Annotated in this window: 22 protein-coding genes; 14 read left to right on the top strand and 8 right to left on the bottom strand. The window is 74.1% G+C overall.

The features are described 5' to 3' along the window. Positions 1 to 16: 16 nt before the first annotated feature. Positions 17 to 523: a DinB family protein gene (locus QQK35_RS11300; protein ID WP_284254258.1), complete on the bottom strand. Its 507-nt coding sequence runs from the start codon at positions 521 to 523 to the stop codon at positions 17 to 19. A 68-nt stretch (positions 524 to 591) separates the two neighbouring features. Here QQK35_RS11300 and QQK35_RS11305 point away from each other — a divergent pair, with 68 nt between their 5' ends. From QQK35_RS11305 to QQK35_RS11325, 5 genes are all read left to right on the top strand, one after another. Beyond that, positions 592 to 1,296, top strand: coding sequence for a response regulator transcription factor (locus QQK35_RS11305; protein WP_284254260.1), 705 nt, complete (start codon positions 592 to 594; stop codon positions 1,294 to 1,296). 8 nt (positions 1,297 to 1,304) lie between these two features. Further along, positions 1,305 to 2,354 carry a sensor histidine kinase gene (locus QQK35_RS11310; protein WP_284254262.1) on the top strand — a complete coding sequence of 350 codons (1,050 nt, stop codon included), beginning with the start codon at positions 1,305 to 1,307 and terminating at the stop codon, positions 2,352 to 2,354. Between the two features lie 96 nt (positions 2,355 to 2,450). Beyond that, entirely contained in the window at positions 2,451 to 3,056 is a 606-nt protein-coding gene (locus QQK35_RS11315) for a D-alanyl-D-alanine carboxypeptidase family protein (RefSeq protein WP_284254263.1), read from the top strand. 187 nt (positions 3,057 to 3,243) lie between these two features. Continuing rightward, positions 3,244 to 3,429 carry a hypothetical protein gene (locus QQK35_RS19780; RefSeq protein ID WP_348534927.1) on the top strand — a complete coding sequence of 62 codons (186 nt, stop codon included), beginning with the start codon at positions 3,244 to 3,246 and terminating at the stop codon, positions 3,427 to 3,429. Beyond that, positions 3,426 to 3,908, top strand: coding sequence for an SRPBCC domain-containing protein (locus tag QQK35_RS11325; RefSeq protein WP_284254264.1), 483 nt, complete (start codon positions 3,426 to 3,428; stop codon positions 3,906 to 3,908). The genes QQK35_RS19780 and QQK35_RS11325 overlap by 4 nt, the downstream gene beginning before the upstream one ends. A gap of 10 nt (positions 3,909 to 3,918) precedes the next feature. Here QQK35_RS11325 and QQK35_RS11330 read toward each other — a convergent pair whose 3' ends face one another. Further along, on the bottom strand, positions 3,919 to 4,317 hold the full coding sequence (locus QQK35_RS11330) for an arsenate reductase ArsC (protein WP_284254265.1): 399 nt from the start codon (positions 4,315 to 4,317) through the stop codon (positions 3,919 to 3,921). 261 nt (positions 4,318 to 4,578) lie between these two features. Here QQK35_RS11330 and QQK35_RS11335 point away from each other — a divergent pair, with 261 nt between their 5' ends. Together QQK35_RS11335 and QQK35_RS11340 are read left to right on the top strand one after the other, a co-directional pair. Next, the gene (locus tag QQK35_RS11335) at positions 4,579 to 4,890 is read left to right on the top strand and encodes an ArsR/SmtB family transcription factor (RefSeq protein ID WP_431311807.1); all 312 of its coding nucleotides are present in this window, start codon (positions 4,579 to 4,581) and stop codon (positions 4,888 to 4,890) included. Between the two features lie 76 nt (positions 4,891 to 4,966). Beyond that, complete coding sequence (locus QQK35_RS11340; RefSeq protein ID WP_284254266.1) at positions 4,967 to 5,290, top strand: hypothetical protein; 324 nt, start codon at positions 4,967 to 4,969, stop codon at positions 5,288 to 5,290. Positions 5,291 to 5,308: 18 nt separating this feature from the next. Here QQK35_RS11340 and QQK35_RS11345 read toward each other — a convergent pair whose 3' ends face one another. After that, a complete protein-coding gene (locus tag QQK35_RS11345; RefSeq protein ID WP_284254267.1) occupies positions 5,309 to 5,584 on the bottom strand; it encodes a hypothetical protein in 276 nt (91 codons plus the stop codon). After that, complete coding sequence (locus tag QQK35_RS11350) at positions 5,581 to 5,850, bottom strand: hypothetical protein (protein ID WP_284254268.1); 270 nt, start codon at positions 5,848 to 5,850, stop codon at positions 5,581 to 5,583. Before QQK35_RS11350 ends, QQK35_RS11345 begins: the two co-directional genes overlap by 4 nt. Positions 5,851 to 6,023: 173 nt before the next feature. Between QQK35_RS11350 and QQK35_RS11355 the strand changes: the two genes are divergently transcribed. After that, positions 6,024 to 6,308, top strand: coding sequence for a hypothetical protein (locus tag QQK35_RS11355; RefSeq protein ID WP_284254269.1), 285 nt, complete (start codon positions 6,024 to 6,026; stop codon positions 6,306 to 6,308). 34 nt (positions 6,309 to 6,342) lie between these two features. Here the strand turns inward: QQK35_RS11355 and QQK35_RS11360 are convergent, their stop codons facing one another. Together QQK35_RS11360 and QQK35_RS11365 are read right to left on the bottom strand one after the other, a co-directional pair. Beyond that, a complete protein-coding gene (locus tag QQK35_RS11360; RefSeq protein ID WP_284254270.1) occupies positions 6,343 to 6,816 on the bottom strand; it encodes an SRPBCC family protein in 474 nt (157 codons plus the stop codon). 225 nt (positions 6,817 to 7,041) lie between these two features. Then, positions 7,042 to 7,245, bottom strand: a complete 204-nt coding sequence (locus QQK35_RS11365; RefSeq protein WP_284254271.1) for a hypothetical protein — start codon at positions 7,243 to 7,245, stop codon at positions 7,042 to 7,044. A 143-nt stretch (positions 7,246 to 7,388) separates the two neighbouring features. On the opposite strand from QQK35_RS11365, the gene QQK35_RS11370 reads away from it, so the two are divergent. The 3 genes from QQK35_RS11370 to QQK35_RS11380 all read left to right on the top strand — a co-directional run bounded on the left by QQK35_RS11370 (position 7,389) and on the right by QQK35_RS11380 (position 10,194). Further along, complete coding sequence (locus QQK35_RS11370; protein ID WP_284254272.1) at positions 7,389 to 8,117, top strand: DUF981 family protein; 729 nt, start codon at positions 7,389 to 7,391, stop codon at positions 8,115 to 8,117. Positions 8,118 to 8,202: 85 nt separating this feature from the next. Beyond that, the gene (locus QQK35_RS11375; RefSeq protein WP_284254273.1) at positions 8,203 to 9,201 is read left to right on the top strand and encodes an alcohol dehydrogenase catalytic domain-containing protein; all 999 of its coding nucleotides are present in this window, start codon (positions 8,203 to 8,205) and stop codon (positions 9,199 to 9,201) included. Positions 9,202 to 9,258: 57 nt separating this feature from the next. Further along, on the top strand, positions 9,259 to 10,194 hold the full coding sequence (locus QQK35_RS11380) for an ROK family protein (protein WP_284254274.1): 936 nt from the start codon (positions 9,259 to 9,261) through the stop codon (positions 10,192 to 10,194). A 36-nt stretch (positions 10,195 to 10,230) separates the two neighbouring features. Here the strand turns inward: QQK35_RS11380 and QQK35_RS11385 are convergent, their stop codons facing one another. Beyond that, on the bottom strand, positions 10,231 to 10,623 hold the full coding sequence (locus QQK35_RS11385) for a hypothetical protein (RefSeq protein ID WP_284254275.1): 393 nt from the start codon (positions 10,621 to 10,623) through the stop codon (positions 10,231 to 10,233). Positions 10,624 to 10,730: 107 nt separating this feature from the next. On the opposite strand from QQK35_RS11385, the gene QQK35_RS11390 reads away from it, so the two are divergent. Further along, on the top strand, positions 10,731 to 11,387 hold the full coding sequence (locus QQK35_RS11390; RefSeq protein ID WP_284254276.1) for a VOC family protein: 657 nt from the start codon (positions 10,731 to 10,733) through the stop codon (positions 11,385 to 11,387). Positions 11,388 to 11,393: 6 nt separating this feature from the next. Here the strand turns inward: QQK35_RS11390 and QQK35_RS11395 are convergent, their stop codons facing one another. Further along, positions 11,394 to 12,548: an iron-containing alcohol dehydrogenase gene (locus QQK35_RS11395; RefSeq protein ID WP_284254278.1), complete on the bottom strand. Its 1,155-nt coding sequence runs from the start codon at positions 12,546 to 12,548 to the stop codon at positions 11,394 to 11,396. 196 nt (positions 12,549 to 12,744) lie between these two features. On the opposite strand from QQK35_RS11395, the gene QQK35_RS11400 reads away from it, so the two are divergent. Together QQK35_RS11400 and QQK35_RS11405 are read left to right on the top strand one after the other, a co-directional pair. Beyond that, positions 12,745 to 14,517, top strand: a complete 1,773-nt coding sequence (locus QQK35_RS11400; RefSeq protein WP_284254279.1) for an FtsX-like permease family protein — start codon at positions 12,745 to 12,747, stop codon at positions 14,515 to 14,517. A gap of 83 nt (positions 14,518 to 14,600) precedes the next feature. Then, on the top strand, positions 14,601 to 14,828 hold the full coding sequence (locus tag QQK35_RS11405) for a hypothetical protein (RefSeq protein WP_284254280.1): 228 nt from the start codon (positions 14,601 to 14,603) through the stop codon (positions 14,826 to 14,828). Positions 14,829 to 14,862 lie beyond the last annotated feature (34 nt).

Here is a 14,862-nt window from a genome sequence, read left to right on the forward strand (position 1 = left end):
ATCCCGGCGCCGCGGGTCAGAGGCCCCAGGAATCCTGCCAGCTCGGCGGGGTGTCGAAGCCTCCGAGTGCGGCGTAGACGCTCCACTGCCCGTGGTGGATCGCCTCGTGCTGGACGAACTCGCCGGCGAACAGGTCGAACGTGTACGGGAAGCCGTCCCAATCGATCGAGATGGCGGGATCGACATCGCCCAGCAGGGCACCGAGCCTCTGCTGCTGCTCGTCGAGGCCCTCCAGGAGCGCCGCACGGGAGAGGGGTCCGCCGTAGTGCTCGTTCTTGCGCGACCAGTCGACCTTGCCGTTGGCAAGGGCGTCGGCATACACCCCGCGCACGCAGACGACGTGCCGGAGCTGCTTCGAGAACGGCGCGAAGCCGTCGCCGAGGCGGCCCGGCGCGGGCGGGCGACCCGATGACCCCGCCGGCGACGGGGTGAAGTCCCAGCGATCGTCCGGGACGGCGCGAGCGAAGTCGGCGGTGAGGAGCGTCAGCACACGGGTGTGCGCGGCGAAGTCCTCGATCGTCATGCGGTCACCGTAGCCCCGCGACCCGGCGGATACGCCCGCGATAAGGACGGCTGCCTAAGATCCGCGCTATGCGCGTGTTGATCGTCGAGGACGAGCCCTACCTGGCGGAGGCGATCCGCGACGGCCTGCGCCTCGAGGCGATCGCCGCGGACCTCGCGGCTGACGGCGGCGCGGCGCTCGAGTCGCTGGCGGTCAACGAGTACGACGCCGTCGTGCTCGATCGCGACATCCCGGTCGTGCACGGCGACGAGGTCGCGCGCCGGATCGTCGAGCAGCAGCTGCCGGTGCGCATCCTGATGCTCACCGCGGCGGACAGCCTGAACGCGAAGGTGACCGGGTTCGAGCTCGGCGCCGACGACTACGTCACGAAGCCGTTCGAGATGCGGGAGCTCGTGATGCGGCTGCGCGCGCTCGCGCGCCGGCCCGCGGAGGGCGCGCCGCCGGTGCTCGAGTTCGCGGGGCTGCGGCTCGACCCGTTCCGCCGCGAGGTCTATCGCGACGACCGGTACGTCGCACTCACGCGCAAGCAGTTCTCGGTGCTGCATCTGCTGATCCAGGCGCGGGGCGGGGTCGTCAGCGCCGAGACCCTGCTCGAGCGCGCGTGGGACGAGAACGCCGATCCGTTCACGAACGCCGTGCGCATCACGATCTCGTCGCTGCGCAAGCGACTGGGCGATCCGGCCGTCGTGCAGACCGTCGCGGGCGTCGGGTACCGGCTCGCCGACCCCGATCGCGACCCCGATCGCGACGATGCGAGCGGGGCGGCCCGATGAGCGCCCGGATGCGGTTGACCCTGAGCTACGCGGTCTTCCTGCTCGTCGCGGCGGCCGCGATGTTCGCGCTCATCCTCTACGTGCTGCATTTCGTGCCGCTCGCCACAGGCCTGCGCGGCAGGGACGGATTCCTGCCGGGGCGCGACGACCTGTTCCGGGCCGTGTGGCCACGGCTCTGGCAGGTCGCGGGAGTGCTGCTCGTGATCGGCCTGGTCGGCGGCTGGTTGCTGAGCGGCCGGATGCTGCGACCGCTCGGGCGCATCAATGCGGTCGCGCAGCGCGTCGCCGCCGGGTCGCTCGACGACCGCGTGGCGATGACGGGGCCGCACGACGAGTTCCACCAGCTCGCCGACACGTTCGACTCGATGCTCGACCGCCTGCAGCACGCGTTCGAGGAGCAGCGGCGGTTCACGGCGAACGCGTCCCACGAGCTGCGCACCCCGTACGCGATCAGCCGCTCGATGATCGATGTCGCACAGGCCGACCCCGACGGGGTCGACATGCCCGAACTGCTGCGCCGGCTCGACGAGACGAACCGTCGCGGTGCCGAGACGGTGGCGGCACTGCTGACCCTCGCGTCGCTCGACTACCTGCCCGAGGTGCTCGACGAGCCGGTCGATCTCGCGGACCTCACGGCCGACGTCGTGGAGGAGCTGCGCCCGATCGCCCGGGCGTCGGGGGTGAGCGTCACGACGACGCTCGGCGAGGGCGACATCGACGGGCGCACGGCGCTCGTGCGCCAGCTCGTCGGCAACCTCGTGCTGAACGGCATCCGGCACAACGCTCCGGGCGGCGACGTGGAGGTGACGACGCGCTCCGACGACTCGGGCGCGGTCGAGGTCACGGTCGTCAACACCGGACCGGTCGTGCCGCCGGAGGTGGTGGGCACCCTGACCGAGCCCTTCGTGCGGGGGCGGGGCGGGTCGCCGCGGGAGCCGGCCGGGCGGCCGGCGAGGGCAGCGGCCTCGGGCTCGCCCTCGTCGCGCGCATCGCGGAGGTGCACGGCGCGGCACTGCGGCTGGTGCCGCGAGCGCAGGGCGGGCTCACCGCACGGGTGACCTTCCCGGCGCCGCGGGCGGTCCGCTGAGGCGCCTATCGCGCACGTATCCGAAACCGCGAACGCCGGCGAGACGGCTGCTCTGATGCCATCGAGGATGCAGCATCCCCTCGCCTCCGCTTCCCGTTCGCGCCGCTCGACGGGTGAGACGCCGAGGCGATGGCGTCCCGCCGTCGCCCTGCTCGTGGCCTCCGGCCTCGTCGCGGTGTGCTTCGCGCTCGCGAGCCCGCTCGTGACCGCGGTCGCGGAGGCGGGCGACGCTCCGGATGCGGCCGACGGCTACGTCGACCCCCAGGCGCCGATCTCGCCCTTCGACGACGTGCCCGCGCTCACCCGCCTGCGACCCTCGCTGCGGGATGCGCTGCACGCGGCGGCACGAGATGCCGAGGCCGACGGTGTCGCCTTCGTCGTCACGAGCGGCTGGCGCGATCAGCGCTATCAGGACTGGCTGCGCGACCAGGCCGTCGCGCGCGGTGGCGCGCAGGAAGCGAGCGAGTACGTGGCCGCCGGCACGTCGTCGCGGCATCTGAGCGGCGACGCGGTCGACATCGGGTACACCGACGCCGACAGCTGGATGCAGCAGCACGGATCCCGATACGGGTTGTGCCAGATCTACGCCAACGAGATGTGGCACTACGAGCTGGCGACGACGCCGGGCGGCACGTGCCCGCCCCAGTACGCGGATGCGGGCTCCCGTCCCTGACCGCATGCGTACCCTTGTGGTTACGTACACGAGTTGATACGTTGGTGCCGATGGATGCGATGTGGCAGGCCCTGGCCGACGGCCATCGGCGCGCGATCGTGGAGCTGCTGCGCGAGCACCCGGCCACGGCCGGTGAGGTGGCCGCGGTGATCCCGATCGCGCGCCCGGGGTCTCACGGCACCTCCGGGTGCTGCGGGAGGCCGGGCTGGTCGACGTCGAACAGCAGGCGCAGCGCCGGATCTACCGGTTGCGCACCGAGCCGCTCGCCGACCTCGACGAATGGCTGGCGCCCTACCGGGCGCTGTGGCAGGGACGACTCGCCGCGCTGCACACCGAGGTGGCGCGCGGCAGGAGAGAACGGAGAGCGACATGACCGACCGGATCATCGGCACGATGCGGCGCATCGACGACAGGCTCGGGGCGGTGCGGGTCGAGGACCTGTACGACACCGGCATCGACGACCTCTGGTCGGCCCTCACGCGGCCGGAGCGTCTGGCGCGCTGGATCGCCGTGGTCGAGGGCGACCTGCGACTCGGCGGAACCTTCCACGCCCGGTTCACGAGCGAGTGGGAGGGTCCGATGCGCGTGGAGACCTGCGAGGAGCCGCACCGGCTGCTGCTCACCGGTCTCGAGGACGGCACCCAGGTCGAGGCGACCCTCACCGCCGAGGGGGCGCGCACCCGGCTCGTGGTCGAGGAGCGCGGACTGCCCGTCGACAAGCTGCACTTCTACGGGGCGGGATGGCAGGTGCACCTGGAGGACCTCGGCCACCTGCTCGCCGGCGAGGGGTCGGAGTGGAAGCCGCGCTGGCAGGCGCTCACCCCGGCGTACGAGGCGCTCGAGGTCGCCTGAGCCGGTCCCGTCAGCCGACCAGCTCGGCGACCAGGGCCTCGACCCGCGCCCGGATGTCGTCGCGGATCGGACGCACCGCCTCCAGCGGCAGGCCGGCCGGGTCGGCGAGCTCCCAGTCCTCGTAGCGGATGCCGGGGAACACCGGGCAGGCGTCGCCGCAGCCCATGGTGATCACGGCATCCGCGGCGCGCACGTCGCCGACGTCGAGGATCGACGGCACGGCCGGTGCGATGTCGATGCCGTCCTCGGCCATCGCGGCGACGGCGATCGGATTGACGGCCTCGGCCGGCTCGGTGCCGCCCGAGAGCACGCGCAGCCGCCCGCGCCCGAGCACCCGCGCGTAGCCGGCGGCCATCTGGGAGCGGCCGGCGTTGTGCACGCAGACGAAGAGCACGGTGGCGTCGGGCACGGGGATCTCCGATCTCGGGAGGGGTCCGGGTCGCCGTGCGCGCCGACGGCCCGGACGGGTCGATCAGCAGCAGTCGGTCTCGCAGTCCGAGCCCGGCACGCAGATCGTCGGGTCGCAGCATTCGTTCATGGTGCGATCCTCCTCTCCATCGACGGGTGTCGATGCACCGAGCGTCGCGTTAAACATCGACGTTTGTCAATGTATCTGCGAGAATCGGTGCATGCCGGTCGCCGAGCTCATCCCGTTGCGTGATCTGTCGGCGTGCTGCGCCCCATCACCCGCGAGGTGATCAGCGCCGCCAACGCCGAGTCGCTGGCCCGCTCGGTCAAGGCGCTCGCCGATCCGGCCCGCATCCGGATCGTGTCGATGATCGCGGCCCACGACGACGGCGAGGCGTGCGTGTGCGACCTCACCGACCCGCTCGGCCTGTCGCAGCCGACCGTGTCGCACCACCTGCGGATCCTGATGGATGCCGGCTTCCTCACGCGCAGCAAACGCGGCACCTGGGCCTACTACCGGCTGGCGCCGGGAGCGCTGGGCGCCCTGACCTCGTTCCTCGCGTCGGCGGTCTGAGGCGCGGATCCGGCCGCAGCCTGGGATCTGCCTGTTGTCTGTCCCGCGGCACGCGCGCGCGAGCGACGCTCGGAGCATGTCGCATCCTGCCGAGCCGTCGATTCTGGGGCGGCTCAGCACTCCGTACCTGCAGGCACTCGGCGAGCTCTCGATCTGCGCGCGACGACTGCACCGTCGGCGCGAGGGCCACGGGGGCGATCCGGCGTGGAGCCGGGAGGCGGACCACCTGCTCTCCCTCAACGACGCGTTGTCGGCGCGCCTGGGGGTCGGCCCGCTCGTCGAGCACAGCATCGCGATCGAAGACGCGGACGGCACGTTCGTGCCCGCCGACGTCGAGTTCGTCCGTCACCTCGTCGACCGGATCGTCCGTCACCTCGATCACGCGGCCCCCGAGTCCTGACGGGGCCGGCCGCCGCGGTCAGGTGATCGGCTCGAGGGCGGGCGGCTGCCGGTCCCAGCCGTAGGCGTAGGCGTGGGGATCGAGCTCGCCGCGGCGGCCGAAGTAGATGTACGCGACATGCGTGCCGTCGTCGAGCTCGACGTCGAGGGTCGCCGGGGGTGTGTCGTCGACATCGATCGCGCGGAAGCCGCCGGCCGCGGGCCCGTCGATCAGCTCGGCTCGGTGATCCGGAGTCGGGCTCGGGGTGTCCTGGATGTCGACCGCGTCCGACCGGATCGGCGACGCCCCGGTCATCGGTCGCCGTCCGCCGCGTGCCGGTCAGCGAATCGGTCGGCGCCCTCCGCCGCGGCCTCGAGCGCATCGCTCGCGGCGCCGCCCACGCCGGGCACCCTGTCGCGGACGGCGCGGCGGATCGTGCCGGTCGCCCTGCGCACCCCCGGCGACCGCCACGCCTCGGCAGCGCGTCCGGCGACCCGCTCGTACGCCTGCCGTCCGGTGCGGGCTCCGACGAGCCATCCGACGGCGGCACCCGCGACGAAGATCATGACCTTGCTCCACATGACGGCCTCCCAACTGGTGAGTGGATGCCGACGACGCTAAGCGGACCGCTCGCCGCCCGGTGCGCCGTCGCAGCCGACTCGCAGCCACCCCGCGCGCGCACGTTCACTTACTGTCTACGGGCCCGTCGCGCAAGACCCTCGAGGTCGTCGGCGGGCGAAGTTAGCGTGACGACATGAGCAGTGCCACCGAATCGTCGGATCCGATCCTCTGGGCCGCCGTGACCGACGACCTCTGGGTCGCGTCGCGGGGCGGCGACTTCGTGGGCACCGTCGAACGGATCGAGAACCGCTTCGTCGCGCTCGACGGCCGTGGCGCCCCCGTGGGTGTCAACGGGTCGCTCGACGGGGCGCGGCAGCGGCTCGAGACGGCGCCGTCGAGGACGGCGCAGAGCGGCCTCCCGCTCGTGCGCCGTCTGCGCCGACCGCGTCTGCGCCGGACGACGCAGGCCGCCGCCTGATCCCCGCGGCGCGCCTCGCCGCGGCCCCGCCGCCTCAGCGGCCGTCGGCGTCCGGAGCGCGATCCACGTCGCCGCGCCACGCGCCGTCGGCCGATCCGCGGCTCTCGATGTAGTCCTTGAACCGGTCGAGGTCGCGGCCGATCTGGAGGTCGTCGGCCTGCAGCACGGCGCCGGCCTTCTCGACCAGTCCCTCGGGCTCCCAGTCCAGCTGCACGTTCACGCGGGTCGTGGCATCGCCCAGGCGGTGGAACGTCACGACGCCGGCGTGGGTGGTGCCGTCGGTCGAGCGCCAGGCGACGCGCTCGTCGGGATGCTGCTCGGTCACCTCGGCGTCGAACTCGCGCTCGACCCCGCCGACCTTCACCTTCCAGTGCAGGTGGGTGTCGTCCAGCTGCGTCACCTGCTCGACCCCGCCGAGGAACTCGGGAAAGGTCTCGAACTGGGTCCACTGGTCGTACGCCCTGCTGATCGGCACGTCCACGTCGATGGACTTCTCCACGGTCGTCATCTGCTCGTCCTTTCGGTCGGAATCCGTCGACGGTAGCCAGCGGTCGGTGACGGCGGACGGCTCTCGGACGTGACGTCCAGCCACCTCCCGCGTGTCTCCTGGGCGATCGCGAGTCCGCCTTGCGCGCCGCGGCCCGGCACAGAAGGGTCGAGGCATGTCCGCTCGCTCCGCACGTCTTCCCGCGGCCGTCGGCGCCGGTGTCGCGGCCACCGTCGTCATGAGCGCCTACATGCTCGGCGGCGAGAGCCGCGAGGCGATCGGCACGGCCCCGCCGGCTCGGATCGTCGCGCGGCTGCGGCCCGGATGGTCGGCGGAGCAGGTGTCCGCGGCCGGCACGGCGCTGCACCTCGGCATCGGGGCGAGCGGCGGCGTGCTCGCGGTGCTGCTGCGCCGGTTCGGGCCGCCGTCGTCGCTGCCGGCGGCCGTCATCCTGTGGCTCGTCGGTTACGAGGTGATCGCGCCCGCGCTCGGGGTGCTGCCCCCGCCCATCGTGACGGCGAGCGGGCGCGCCACCTGTTCCGGGCGCACCTGGTCTACGGGGCCGCGCTCATGCTGCTGCGCCGAGTGCGCTGATGATCCCGACCGACGCCGCTCTCACGGTCGACTGGACGCAGATGCCGACCTACAACACGATCATGTCGGTGGCCGCGGGGGCGGCCATGCTCACGATCGTCGATCTGGGGCGGCGGCTCATCCGCGGCCGGCCCGTGCACCACGAGGGGTACGCGGTCAGCTTCGGCGTGCTCGGGCTGATCCTCGCGGCGACGGGGCTGCACATGACCCTGACCTGGCCGTTCGCGAAGTACTTCCCGTTCGACGACATCATCTTCGGCGAGCCGAGCCTCGCCTTCGGGGTGCTGCTGCTCGGCGGAGCGGTGCTCCTCTGGGCACGCCGCGGTGCCGCCCGGCATGCGGCATCCGGACCGGCGCGCGATCTCGCGGATGCCGTCGCGCCGCTCTCGATCTTCGTGTGGGGGCTCGGGCTCTCCCTCATCGCGATCGCGATCGCCGGGCTCGTCTTCCAGCTGTTCGCGGCGCCGCCGGAGGAGCCCATCTCGGGCGCCTTCGCCTCGTGGCCGTGGGTGGAGGCCATCTTCATGTCGGGGCTCTTCGCGCTCGGCGGCGTCGGTGCGATCCTCTTCCCGTTCACGGCGGACCGGCTCGCGGAACGTGAACGGTTCACGCCGCTGGAATGGGTCACCGGACTCTGCCTCGGGCTGAGCGGCCTCGCCTTCCTCCTGTTCGGTGCGCTCAACTTCTTCACCCACATCGGGCTCGTGATCAACACGATGCCTCGGTAACGGAGCGAGCGCACCGCGCGAGGCACGACGATGGGAGCGTGATGATGCGCGCCGTCCGGGTCGGGGGTTCGGCGAGCTGCCGACCGTGCGGGAGGTTCCGGTGCCGGAGCCCGGCGCGCGCGACGCTCTCGTGCGGGTCGAGGCGACGGGACTCTGCCGCAGCGACGCGCACGCCTGGGCCGGTGCCGACGACACGGTGCATCCGCCGTACACCCCCGGCCATGAGCTGGTCGGCGTAGTGGCCTCCGTCGGTGCCGAGGTGCGACGGGTCGAGGCCGGGCAGCGGGTGACGACGCCGTTCGTGTGCGGCTGCGGCGAGTGCGAGGACTGCACCGGCGGGCGCGCGCAGGTGTGCCGGTTCCAGCAGCAGCCGGGTTTCACCTACGACGGCTCGTTCGCCGAGTACGTGCTCGTGCGCAACGCCGACGTGAACGCGGTGATCGTGCCCGACGACGTCGACCCCGAGGGCGCCGCGCTGCTGGGATGCCGGTTCGCGACCGCCTACCGGGGCCTGGTCGATCGCGCGCGGCTGCGTGCGGGCGAGACGGTGGCCGTGCTCGGCTGCGGCGGCGTCGGCCTGTCGGCGATCCTCATCGCGTCGGCGCTCGGCGCGCGGGTCATCGCCGTCGACGTCTCCGCGGCGGCGCTCGAGCTGGCCCGCGGCGCGGGCGCGGCGGCGACCGTCGACATCGCCGGGCTCGACGACCCCGCGGTGCCCGGCGCGATCCGGGATGCCGCCGGCGGCGCCCCGGAGGTCGTCGTCGAGGCGCTCGGACGCCCCGCCACCCTCGCCACCGGGTTGCGCACGCTCGCGAGCGGTGGCCGGCTCCTGCAGATCGGGCTGCTGCCTCCGGAACCTCCGGTGCCGATGGGCGAGGTCATCGCCCGGGAGCTCACGGTGCTCGGCAGCCACGGCATGGCCGCCGCCGACTACCCGCGCCTGCTAGAGCTCGCGCGCTCGGGCGGCCTGCGGCCGCAGTCGCTGGTCTCGAGGCGCATCGGGCTCCAGGAGGTGCCCGCGGCACTCGTCGCCCTCGGGTCGCGTGGATCGGCGGGACCGGGCGTCACGATGATCCGCCCCTGACGCCGGCCGGCGTCCGGCGGTCCCCGTCGGCGGCCGGGACTGGCTAGCGTGGCGACCATGACGTCTGCGCCACCGGCGGTGATCGCGATCGATGTCGGCGGAACGACGATCAAGGGCGCTCTCGTCGATGCCGCGGGGGTGGTGCGCGCCACCGAGATCGCGCCGACCCCACGGCCGGGGGCGGAGCGGACCGTGCTCGAGGTGGCATCCCGCCTCGCGGCGGCCGCTCCGGGGGTGGGCACGAACCCGGTCGCGGTCGGCATCGTCTCGCCCGGCATCGTCGACCCGGGCGGCGTGGTGCGGATCGCCGTCAACCTCGACTGGCGCGATCTGCCGCTCGCGCAGCTGGCGGAGGACGCACTCGGCCTGCCCGCCGTGGTGACCCACGACGTGCGCGGCGCCGGAGTGGGCGAGCTCCGCTGCGGCGCCGGGATCGGCGTGCGCGACCTCGCCGTCGTGCAGCTCGGCACGGGCATCGCGTCCGCGCTCGTCGTCCATGGCGAGCTCGTCGTCGGTGCCGGGAGCGCCGCGGGCGAGGTGGGCCATCTGCCGGTGATCCCGGGAGGCGAGCGCTGCGCCTGCGGGCAGGAGGGCTGCGTGGAGGCGTACGCCTCGGGCGGCGCGATCGCCCGCCGCTACGCCGCCCGCACCGGTCGTCCGGCGACGGCCGAGCAGATCGTCGGGCTGCTCGGGGGCGACGCCGATGCCGACGCGGTGTGGGCCGAGGCGATCACCGCCCTCGGGCGGGGAGTGCTGTCGATCGTCGCGCTGCTCGACCCGGCACTCGTGGTGCTCGGCGGCGGCGTCGCGGCGGCCGGGGACGCGCTCCTCGAGCCGCTGCGCGGTTCGATCACGGGCACGTTGACCTGGCGGGAGTGCCCGCCCATCGTGGTCTCGCCGCTCGGAGCGGAGGCCGGACGGCTGGGTGCGGCCGTGCTCGCGTTCGAGCGGGCCGGCATCCCGGTCGACGCGGCGAGCTGGCGCCGCGCCTGACGCCAGTCGTCGGCCGTGTACCGGCGTCCCGGCCTGCTACGCCGCGCGACGGCGCAGCATGACGGCGGTCGCGATCGCCGCCACGACGATGCCGATCGCCTCCACGACCACCGTCGCCGGCACGAGCGTGAACGTCCACACCTCGGTGATGCCGAAGAACCCCACGGTGAGGGCGAGCAGCAGAGCCGCCAGGCTGCCGAGGAGGAAGAGCAGGCTCAGCACCAGCACGATCCGGCGCAGGACGCCGCGGGTCACGAAGAGGGCGACGGCCAGTACGAGCGCGGCGATCGACTGCAGCACGAACAGCACCCCGAGGGTGCCGCCGACGTGGGCCACGACCACGAGGTAGAGGTGGAACAGCGCCACGACGATGAGGAGGATCCCGGTGAGGATCCGCCAGATCCCCGATGCTCTCGTGCTTGCGACCACGCCGATACCCCGATTCGTCCCGGCCTCCCCGATGGAGGCGTCACCCATGAACACGCGGCGGCGGGCCCGGCGGTTCACCGCGGCTCTGGTGCTCGAGCGTCTCGGAGATGGACGATGGACGCCTCACACCCTCATCGCGGGAGGTCGTCATGGATCAGAAGCTCGAGGTCGTGGTGCTGCCGGTGGCCGACGCCGACCGGGCCAAGGCGTTCTACTCCTCGCTCGGATGGCGAGAGGACGCGGACTTCGCGACCGGCCCCGACTTCCGCGTGCTGCAGTTCACGCCGCCGGGATCGGAGGCCTCCGTCATCTTCGGCACCGGCGTGACGAGCGCGACCCCGGGATCCACCGAGGCGATCATGCTCACGGTGACCGACCTCGACGCGTGCCTGGGCGACCTGCGCGGCCGCGGGGTCGAGGTCGACGGACCGTGGCACGACGCGGGCGGCGTGTTCCATCACGGCGGCGAGGAGCAGCGCGTACCGGGGCGCGATCCGCAGGACCGGGCGTACTGCACCTTCGCGTCGTTCGCCGATCCCGACGGCAACACCTGGGTGCTGCAGGAGATCACGACCCGGCTGCCCGGGAGGGTGGTCGGTCCCACCCGGTACGCCGACGCCGACGACCTGGCCGCGGCGCTGCGCCGGGCAGCGGCTGCGCACGGCGAGCACGAGAAGCGCACCGGGGCCGAGGACCCCGACTGGCCGGACTGGTACGCGCGCTACCTGGTCGCCGAGCAGGCCGGCACCGAGCTGCCCGAGTAGCCCGGCTCAGTCGAGGAGCGACGCGAGGTCGCCCGACCAGGCCGCCTCGAGGATGCGCTCCAGCAGCGCGGCGTCGACGGGGACCGGGGTGATCGCGATCAAACGCGCCGAGCCCAGCGCGAGCTCGGCGATCCCGGGCAGCTGCTCGCGCGTCAGGCCGATGTCCTGCAGCGAGTGCGGGAGGCCGATCGCGCGATCGATGTCCGCGATCCGCCGGATGGCGACCTGCGCACTCCCGTCGACTCCGAGGGCCTGGCCGACGAGGGCGAGCTGCTCGGGGATCGCGGCTGCACAGGCGGCCAGCACGTACGGCAGCATGAGCCCCGTCCCGAGGCCGTGCGGGGTGTGGGTCAGCGCGCCGATCGGGTACTGGAGCGCGTGCGACAGGTGCGTGCCGGTGGGGCCGAAGGCCATCCCCGCCAGCAGGCTGCCGCGCGCCATGTCCTCCCGGGCGGTGCGGTCGGTCGGATGCGTGACGGCGGACTCGATCGACGTGCCGATGAGCCGGATCGCCTCGAGCGACAACGGCTCGGTGAGCAGGTTGCGGCCGACGAACACGGGTGGTGTCGTCGACCAGGTGGGCTCGAGGGGGCGACCGGTGAAGGACTCGACCGCGTGCACCAGGGCATCGATGCCGGCGTGCGCCGTGACACCCGCGGGCGCAGCGGCGGACAGCTCCGGATCGACGAGCGCCGCCGTCGGGATGAGGTACGGGCTCGAGATGCCCACCTTGACCGCGCGCGCCGGGTCCGCGACGACCGCGACCGGTGTCACCTCCGACCCCGTGCCGGCCGTCGTGGGCACCGCGACCAGGGGCAGCACGGGGCCGGGCACCGCGTTCTCCCCGTAGTAGTCCGGCAGCGCTCCGCCGTGCGCGAGCAGGAGCGCGACGAGCTTGGACGCGTCGAGCGCGCTGCCGCCGCCGTAGCCGATGACGACGTCGGGGCGCACCGCGCGGGCCGCCTCGGCGGAGGCCTGCAGCGAGTCCACCGGCAGCTCGGGCAGCACATCGGTGTGCACGTGCGTCTCGATCCCGCTCGCCTCGAGCGCCGCGACCGCCTCGCGGAACGCCGGCGTCGTCGCCAGGAAGGGATCGACGACGACGAATGCCCGGCGCCCGAGGGGCGAGACGATCCGGGGCAGGGCGGCGCGGGCCCCCACCCGAACTCGATGGTCCGGGGCAGCCGCAGAACTCCGATGTCGCTCATGTCGTGCTCCTCTGGTCGATCGGATCCCCACGCGGCCGGGGATCCGCTCGACGAGGCTACGACTCAGTATCGGTGCCGACCTCCCCGAACGATGCGGAACCCGCGGCGGCGCACCCGTGTCACGGTGAACAGGCTCCATAATCGGCAGGATGCTCGTCTTCTGGCGCCGGCGCGCGGCCACGCAGCGCTGGCTGCGTCGTGCGCTCGGCGGCGTCGTGCTCGTCGCGGTGCTCGGCACGACCATCGCGGTCGGCGTCGCCGCGCGTCAGCCCGACGTCGCGGTGCGGGCGGCGCTGCGGTCCGCCTCCGCGGTCGACGGGTCGATGGTGTGGGAGCGGCACGCCGCGACCGACTCCGCCGCTGCGGATGCCGCCGCTCGCAGCCGCATCCGCCGGGCGTTCGGCGCCGCTCCCTCACCATCTCGTCGAGCGCGGTGGGCGACCCGGTGCGCCTCGCGGGGGCGGACCGCACGGTGCTGCCGCTGCGCGACGACGCCGCGCTGCGGGCGGCGGCATCCGGATTGCACCGGGTCGACCGCGGGCAGCTCGCGATCGACGAGGCGGGGGCGCGCGCTCGGCGTCTCCCCGGGCGACACGCTGCGACTTCTGACGGATGCGGGGGACCGCGAGCTGACGGTCGCGGCCGTGTGGCGCCCGACCGGTCCGCGAGCCCCGATCTGGAACGGCATCGGCGCCGGCTCGGCGGGCACCGTCGCGCGAGTGGTGCTCTCGCCGGCCGAACTCGCCGCCGATGGCATCGAGCTGACCGCGCGGTGGAGTATCGCACCCGACCCGGCGCGCGTCCACGCGGCCCAGCTGCCGTCCCTCGCGACCGGCTACGCGCGGCTCGCGGCGAGCGCCGCCGGGTCGTTGACGTTCGCGCACCTCGAGGGCGGCGGTGCCGGCACGGTCGCCGCACTGCGGAGGGGCGCCGATGCGGCGGCGGCCGTCGTGCCGGTGCCGGTCGCGCTGCTGGCCGCCGGCGCGCTCCTGGCGCTCCTGCTGCTGGTGCGGCTGCTCGCCGAGGTGCGGACGGAGGAGACGGAGCTGCTGCGCGCGCGCGGCGCCGCACGGGCCCAGATCGCGGGCGGCGATCTCCGCGCCGCGTTGCTGCCGGTGCTCGCGGGCGCCGTGGTCGGCTGGGTCGCGGCGCAGGCACTCCTGCTGGTGGTCGCGCCGCCGGCAGGGGTGCTCGAGCTCGTCCTGCCGTTTCTCGTGCCGACGACCGGCGCGCTGCTCGTGGTGGTGGTCGCCTCGTTCCTCGCGGCGGCGCCGGAGCACGCGGGCGGCGGACGCGGTGGCCGGGTCGCGGGTGTCGCGGGCGCGGCGCTGCTCGGCGTGCTCGCGATCGTCGGGGTCGCACGGCTCGTGGGTGCGGGCGTCGGCGCGGACCCGGCGGCCGAGCTCGCCCCCGCCCTGGTGATCGCCGCGCTGGTGGTCGCCGGTCTGCTGCTGAGCGCACCGCTCGCCGCGGCGTGGGATGCGGTCGCCCGCCGCCGGGACGGGGTCGCCGCGCCGCTCGCCGCCCGCCGGTTGCGCCGCCGGCCCGGCCTCGTGGCGGGCGCGCTCGTGCTCGTCGCGCTCGCGGTCGGCGCCTCCGGTTTCGCCGCCGGCGCCGTCGCGAGCTCCGCCGGCTTCCTGCGCGATGCGGGACGCCTCGTCACCGGCGGCGACGTCGACGTCGAGGTGCCGGGGGCGGCGTCGGTCGCGGCGGGCACGCCGGCACCCGACGTCGCGCGACTCGCGCGCATCGCACACGCAGCCGGATCGGCGCCGGCGCTGACCGAGCAGGTGGCGGTCGGCGACCTCGCCGCGACGCTCACCGCGGCGCCCGTCGCCCGGCTGGGCGCCCTGCAGGATCGTGACCTGGCCGCTCTCCCCGCGCTCGCCGGGCTCGCCGGGAGGAGGTCGGCATCCCGCTGACCGGGTCGGGGCGGCTGCGGCTCCGGCTCGACGCGCGGGGCACGGCCCCCGACGACGCCCGGCTCGACCTCACCGCGTGGCTCGTGGGTTCCGACGGCGAGGCCGTGCGGATCGACCTCCCGGGTGCGCGGATCGCCGCACCCGGAGCGGAGGAGCCCGGCACCGTGGAAGCACGCCTGCCCCGGATGACGCCGGGCGCGGCGGCCTGGCGGCTGGTCGCGCTCGATGCGGCGGTGCAGTCCTCGGGCCCCGTCACCGGGCTGTCGGTCGCGGTCGACCCGGTCGCCGCTCCCCGGAGGCGTGGGCCCTGACGCACGCGTACCGGCCGGCGACGGGCTCGGCGGC

It is taken from the genome of Pseudolysinimonas kribbensis, from assembly GCF_030161895.1.
Classification (GTDB): domain Bacteria; phylum Actinomycetota; class Actinomycetes; order Actinomycetales; family Microbacteriaceae; genus Pseudolysinimonas; species Pseudolysinimonas kribbensis.

Coding starts and splice junctions, on each gene's coding strand:
- QQK35_RS11300 (WP_284254258.1), bottom strand. CDS start 523: ATGACGATCGAGGACTTCGCCGCGCACACCCGTGTGCTGACGCTCCTC.
- QQK35_RS11305 (WP_284254260.1), top strand. CDS start 592: ATGCGCGTGTTGATCGTCGAGGACGAGCCCTACCTGGCGGAGGCGATC.
- QQK35_RS11310 (WP_284254262.1), top strand. CDS start 1,305: ATGCGGTTGACCCTGAGCTACGCGGTCTTCCTGCTCGTCGCGGCGGCC.
- QQK35_RS11315 (WP_284254263.1), top strand. CDS start 2,451: ATGCAGCATCCCCTCGCCTCCGCTTCCCGTTCGCGCCGCTCGACGGGT.
- QQK35_RS11325 (WP_284254264.1), top strand. CDS start 3,426: ATGACCGACCGGATCATCGGCACGATGCGGCGCATCGACGACAGGCTC.
- QQK35_RS11340 (WP_284254266.1), top strand. CDS start 4,967: ATGTCGCATCCTGCCGAGCCGTCGATTCTGGGGCGGCTCAGCACTCCG.
- QQK35_RS11345 (WP_284254267.1), bottom strand. CDS start 5,584: ATGACCGGGGCGTCGCCGATCCGGTCGGACGCGGTCGACATCCAGGAC.
- QQK35_RS11350 (WP_284254268.1), bottom strand. CDS start 5,850: ATGTGGAGCAAGGTCATGATCTTCGTCGCGGGTGCCGCCGTCGGATGG.
- QQK35_RS11355 (WP_284254269.1), top strand. CDS start 6,024: ATGAGCAGTGCCACCGAATCGTCGGATCCGATCCTCTGGGCCGCCGTG.
- QQK35_RS11360 (WP_284254270.1), bottom strand. CDS start 6,816: ATGACGACCGTGGAGAAGTCCATCGACGTGGACGTGCCGATCAGCAGG.
- QQK35_RS11365 (WP_284254271.1), bottom strand. CDS start 7,245: ATGACGGCCGCCGGCAGCGACGACGGCGGCCCGAACCGGCGCAGCAGC.
- QQK35_RS11370 (WP_284254272.1), top strand. CDS start 7,389: ATGATCCCGACCGACGCCGCTCTCACGGTCGACTGGACGCAGATGCCG.
- QQK35_RS11380 (WP_284254274.1), top strand. CDS start 9,259: ATGACGTCTGCGCCACCGGCGGTGATCGCGATCGATGTCGGCGGAACG.
- QQK35_RS11390 (WP_284254276.1), top strand. CDS start 10,731: ATGGACGATGGACGCCTCACACCCTCATCGCGGGAGGTCGTCATGGAT.
- QQK35_RS11400 (WP_284254279.1), top strand. CDS start 12,745: ATGCTCGTCTTCTGGCGCCGGCGCGCGGCCACGCAGCGCTGGCTGCGT.